Source organism: Rhodopseudomonas rhenobacensis, assembly GCF_014203125.1.
GTDB classification, from domain to species: Bacteria; Pseudomonadota; Alphaproteobacteria; order Rhizobiales; family Xanthobacteraceae; genus Rhodopseudomonas_A; species Rhodopseudomonas_A rhenobacensis.
Genome location: NZ_JACHIH010000062.1, coordinates 1 through 5,075 on the forward strand (window position 1 = coordinate 1; position 5,075 = coordinate 5,075).

The window sequence follows — 5,075 nt, forward strand, 5'->3', positions numbered from 1 at the left end:
CGCGTGGCCGCCGCCCCCCCGCGCCGCCGGCCCGCGGGGGGGGCCCCCCCCCCCGGGGGGGGGGGGGGGGGGGGGGGGGGGGCCCCCGCCCCGAAAAGATCGCCGGCGTCCGTGGTCCCCCCACCCCGGCCCTCCCCCGCAAGGGGGGAGGGGGAAGATCCACTCTTCACCGCCGCATCGGCCTCGACGTCGGCCGGATCGATCTGCGAATATTCCGCGACCCGCCGCGTCAGCGTGGAGAACTCCATCGCCTTCAGAAACGCGATCAGCTTCCTCGCATCGGGCTCGTGCACGGCGAGTTCATCGAGCGGCACGTCGAGCGCGACCTTGTCGTCGAGCAGCACCAATTGCCGCGAAATTCGCGCCTTGTCGGCGTTCTCGATCAGCGCCTCGCGGCGCTTCGGCTGCTTGATTTCTGTCGCGCGCGACAGCAGCGTATCGAGGTCGCCATACTCGTTGATCAGTTGCGCCGCGGTCTTCACCCCGATGCCGGGGACGCCCGGCACGTTGTCGACGCTGTCGCCGGCCAGCGCCTGCACCTCGACCACCTTATTCGGCGGCACGCCGAATTTCTCGATCACTTCAGGAATGCCGATGCGGCGGTCCTTCATGGTGTCGTACATGGTGACGCAGTCGGTGACGAGCTGCATCAAATCCTTGTCGGACGACACGATCGTCGCGGTGGCGCCGCGCTCGCAGGCCTGCCGCACATAGGTGGCGATCAGATCGTCGGCCTCGAAGCCGATCTGCTCCAGGCAGGGCAGGTCGAAGGCGCGCACCGCCTCGCGGATCAACGCGAATTGCGGGATCAGGTCCTCCGGCGCCGGCGGCCGCTGCGCCTTGTAGGCGGGGTACATCTCGTTGCGGAAGGTCTTTTCCGCCTTGTCGAAGATGATCGCCAGATGCGTCGGCCGCTCATTGTTCGGCATTTCGCGCAACAGCTTCCACAGCATGTTGCAGAAGCCGAGCACGGCGTTGACCTGCAGCCCGTCGGACTTGCGGTTGAGCGGCGGCAGCGCGTGATAGGCGCGGAAAATATACGACGAGCCGTCGACCAGAAACACGTGGTCGCCCTTGCCAGGAATCTTGGCGGGCGGCTTCACGGCGACGGGCTGGGCGGCGGCTTGATCTGAGCTGTTCGGCATGGCGGCAATTTAGAGATTTTTACGGGCGAATGACACCCTGTCGGTCCGCGGACGGAACAGGAATTTTTCACAGCGAGCGGGGCGCCGAAAGCGGTTGCATCGGCGCGGGTTCCGTGCGCCGGTGACGCAGTCCCCGCGCGAAAGGAATCCGCCGATGCCCCCGCAACTCGACGTGTTGATGGAAAAGTTGCGCGCGGTCGAGGCGGAGATCGAGGTCGAGCTCGCCAAGCGTCGCGAGGCGCTGCGCTACCATCTGGAAAACCGCAGGATCGTGTTCGAGAAGGAGGCGCTGCGGCTGCAGCGCGCCATCAAGGTCACGCTCGGGCGTTACATCCGCGACGCCAATCCATGGATCATCGTGACCGCGCCGGTGATCTATTCGCTGATCGTGGCGTTCGTGCTGCTCGACGTCATGGTGATGATCTACCAGGCGATCTGCTTTCCGATCTACAAGATCCCGAAAGTGCGGCGCCGCGACTATCTGGTGTTCGACCGCCATCACCTCGCCTATCTCAACCTGCTGGAAAAGATCAACTGCGCCTATTGCTCCTACGGCAACGGCGTGATCGCCTTTGCCCGCGAGGTGGCGGCGCGCACCGAAGTCTACTGGTGCCCGATCAAACACGCCCGCCGCGTGCTGGGACCGCATCCGCATTACCAGGGCTTCGCCGATTTCGGCGACGCCGAGGCCTATCGCACCAAGATCGACAGCATGACGGGCGGGGTGAAGCTGGACGAGCCGAACCAAGCGCCATAGGGCGTTTGCGTTGCCAACTGTGCCCGGACGCAGTGCACCGCGCCGCTCCACACTCGGCCGTCATCACCCGCGAAAGCGGGTGACCCAGTATCGCAGAGGGTTTGATATTCGTCACGAGCGCCCTGCCATACTGGGTCGCCCGGTCAAGCCGGGCGTTGACCGCGGTGTATGAGGCAACGCCGTGCAGGAGGCGGTTACTCCGCCGCCACCAGCACCGCGCGTTTCTTCGGCGCGATCCAGAATGCGTCGGGGCGCTCGAACAGGAAGCGCGCGCCGGTGCGGAGCGCCAGCCGCCAGATCGCCAGCGCGCCAACTACGCCCGCGATCGTCACCAACAGCGAGATGGTGCCGACGCCGAGGAACGGCGCGAATTTCAACAGCGACACCCGCGCGATCACCATCGGCAGGAAGAACGCGAGGTAGATCACGATCGAATGCTCGCCGCAGAACCGCAAGCCGTTCAGCCATTGCTGCTTCGCCAGCAGCGTGCCGATCACGATGATGGCGCAGGCGCCGGCAAAGCCGAGCACGAGCGAGAACACCGGCCAGGTGCTGCAGCCGTCATAGACGATCGCGGCATTGACGATCGCCCACAACGCCAACCCGGCCAGCGCCCAACGCGGCCTTGCGCGGGCGCGCTCCGACAGCGCGAACACTTTGGATGCGAACAGATAGCCGGAATAGAAATACACGAAGCGCGCGGCGAATTCGTCGATCACGGTCCAGCCGGTCGACAGATGCGTCATCTCGAGCGCTGCCGCGACGATCCAGATCGCGGCCGGCGGCAGCCGCTTGGTCGCCTTGGTGACGACGAAGAAGATCGGCAACAGATAGATGAACCACAGCGTGCCGAACGGCTCGATGAAGGATTCCAGATACATCAGGCCGACATGCGCCCAGCCCTGCTCGGCGGCGAACGCCGGCGCCTTGAAGCCGAACTGGATGGTCACCCACAGCACGTAGAAGTAAGCGAAATGCACCACCTTGCGGTCGAGATAAGTCCGCCAGTCGCGGTCGATCACGACGGCCAGAAACAGCCCGGACAGCAGGAAGAAATCCGGCATCCGGAACGGCCGGGCGAATTCCACCAGATAGTGCATGTAGCCGGTCTGGCCGGCGGCGATCTCGACGCCCAGCACCGAATGCATCATCACCACCATGACGATGCAGATGCCCTTGGCGTAATCCACCCAGTCGATCCGCGGCGACGGCGAGGCTTGCGTCATCATGGCGGCTGTGCCGTTTCCGGTCATCGCTGTCCCTTTTTCGTGCGGCTTTGGCGCATCTTGATGCCAATCGGTTGCGATGGAGTTTCTCCGATCAAAGAATGTGCCGGATCTCAGGGAATCGTGATCGCGGCCGCGCGGATTTGCCGGCGCCAACGATTCTGTTAACCATCGCGGCCCTTGCCTTGGAGATAAGAGCCGCCCGTGACCCGCGCTTTCGACACGCCGCTTCCGATCGACGCCGTGCTGGATCAGCTCGGGTCCGCGCTTGCGGCCAGCAACGTCGCGGTGCTGGTGGCGCCGCCCGGCGCCGGCAAGACCACGCGGGTGCCGCTGGCGCTGCTCGGCGCGCCCTGGCTCGGGTCGAAGAAAATCATCATGCTGGAGCCGCGGCGGATCGCGGCGCGCGCCAGCGCCGAACGGATGGCGAAAACCTTAGGCGAGCGCGTCGGCGACACGGTGGGCTATCGCGTCCGCTTCGGCAGCAAGATCTCGCGGGCGACGCGGATCGAAGTCGTCACCGAGGGCATCTTCTCGCGGATGATTTTGGATGATCCGGAATTGACCGGCGTCGCCGCAATCCTGTTCGACGAATTCCACGAGCGCTCGCTCGACGCCGATCTCGGCCTCGCTCTGGCGCGCGACGCGCAAGTGGGCTTGCGCGAGGATCTGCGGATTCTGGTGATGTCGGCGACCATCGACGGCGCCCGCGTCGCCAAATTGCTCGGCGACGCGCCGGTGATCGAAAGCCTCGGCCGTGCCTTTGCGGTCGAGACCCGCTATCTCGGCCGCAAGCCGGATGCGCCGATGGAGCGGCAGATGGCGGAGGCGATTGCGTCGGCGTTGCGGGAAAATCCCGGCTCGGTGCTGGCGTTCCTGCCGGGCGCCGCCGAGATCCGCCGCACCGAGACGATGCTGCGCGAGCGCGTCGTTGATGCTTCGATCGAGATCGTGCCGCTGTTCGGCGCGCTGGATGCCGCCGTACAGGACCGCGCGATCCAGCCCGCGCCCAAAGGGTGCCGCAAGGTGGTGCTGGCGACCTCGATCGCCGAGACTTCGCTGACCATCGAGGGCGTCCGCATCGTGGTGGATTGCGGCCTGGCGCGGGTGCCGCGCTATGAGCCGGACATCGGTCTCACGCGGCTGGAAACCGTGCGCGCCTCGCGCGCCGCGGTCGATCAGCGCCGCGGCCGCGCCGGGCGCACCGAGCCCGGGGTCTGCTACCGGCTGTGGGACGAGCCGCAGACCGCATCCTTGCCGGCCTACACCCAGCCGGAAATCCTCAGCGCCGATCTATCGTCGCTGCTGCTCGATCTCGCGCAATGGGGCGTCGCGGACCCTGCGCAACTGGCGTTTCTCGATGCGCCGCCGGCGCCGGCCTTGAAGGAGGCGCGCGCGCTGCTCGCCGAACTCGGCGCGCTCGATACTGAGGGCCGCATCACCGACGAAGGCAAGAGCCTGCGCGCGCTGGCGCTGCCGCCGCGGCTGGCGCGGATGATCGTCGATGCGCAGCGGCAAGGCTGCGGCGAGGAGGCCGCGGAGATCGCCGCGGTGCTCACCGAGCGCGGGCTCGGCGGCGACGCCGTCGATCTCGATCACCGGCTCGAACAGTTTCGCCGCGATCGCTCGCAGCGCGCCGTGAGCGCGCGGCAGATCGCGCAGCGCTGGGCGGCGCAGGTGGCGGCAACGCAGCGCGCGGCTTCTTCATTCTCCCCCTCGCCCGGTGGTGCGGCCTTGCGGGGAGGTGCGGCGCCCTCTTCTCCCTCCCCCCTTGCGGGGGAGGGTCGGGGAGGGGGGTCTACGAGCAAGGCTTCGGTTCGGGGCACCCCCCCCCCCCCCCCCCCCCCCCCCCGGGGGGGGGGGGGGGCCCGGCGGGCCGCCCCCGCCGGGGGCCCCCCCCCCGGCCCCGGGGGGGGGCGGCGCGGGGGGGAAAACCCCCCCCCCAAA

Annotated in this window: 4 protein-coding genes; 2 read left to right on the forward strand and 2 right to left on the reverse strand. The window is 67.4% G+C overall.

Features of this window, described 5'->3' with window-relative positions; translation table 11 throughout:
• The coding region (locus tag HNR60_RS23850; protein ID WP_283810663.1) for a 5'-3' exonuclease at positions 1 to 1,145 on the reverse strand (1,145 nt) is incomplete at its 3' end.
• 154 nt (positions 1,146 to 1,299) lie between these two features.
• Between HNR60_RS23850 and HNR60_RS23855 the strand changes: the two genes are divergently transcribed.
• The gene (locus HNR60_RS23855; protein ID WP_184262912.1) at positions 1,300 to 1,902 is read left to right on the forward strand and encodes a hypothetical protein; all 603 of its coding nucleotides are present in this window, start codon (positions 1,300 to 1,302) and stop codon (positions 1,900 to 1,902) included.
• Between the two features lie 194 nt (positions 1,903 to 2,096).
• Here HNR60_RS23855 and HNR60_RS23860 read toward each other — a convergent pair whose 3' ends face one another.
• On the reverse strand, positions 2,097 to 3,155 hold the full coding sequence (locus tag HNR60_RS23860) for an acyltransferase family protein (protein ID WP_184262914.1): 1,059 nt from the start codon (positions 3,153 to 3,155) through the stop codon (positions 2,097 to 2,099).
• Positions 3,156 to 3,332: 177 nt separating this feature from the next.
• Here HNR60_RS23860 and hrpB point away from each other — a divergent pair.
• Positions 3,333 to 5,075 (forward strand): ATP-dependent helicase HrpB (gene hrpB, locus HNR60_RS23865; protein ID WP_347339375.1); only part of this gene is annotated, 1,743 nt, incomplete at its 3' end.

What these genes read in the sequence shown, in the direction of transcription:
- HNR60_RS23855 (WP_184262912.1), top strand. Translation starts at nt 1,300, where the DNA reads ATGCCCCCGCAACTCGACGTGTTGATGGAAAAGTTGCGCGCGGTCGAG.
- HNR60_RS23860 (WP_184262914.1), bottom strand. Translation starts at nt 3,155, where the DNA reads ATGACCGGAAACGGCACAGCCGCCATGATGACGCAAGCCTCGCCGTCG.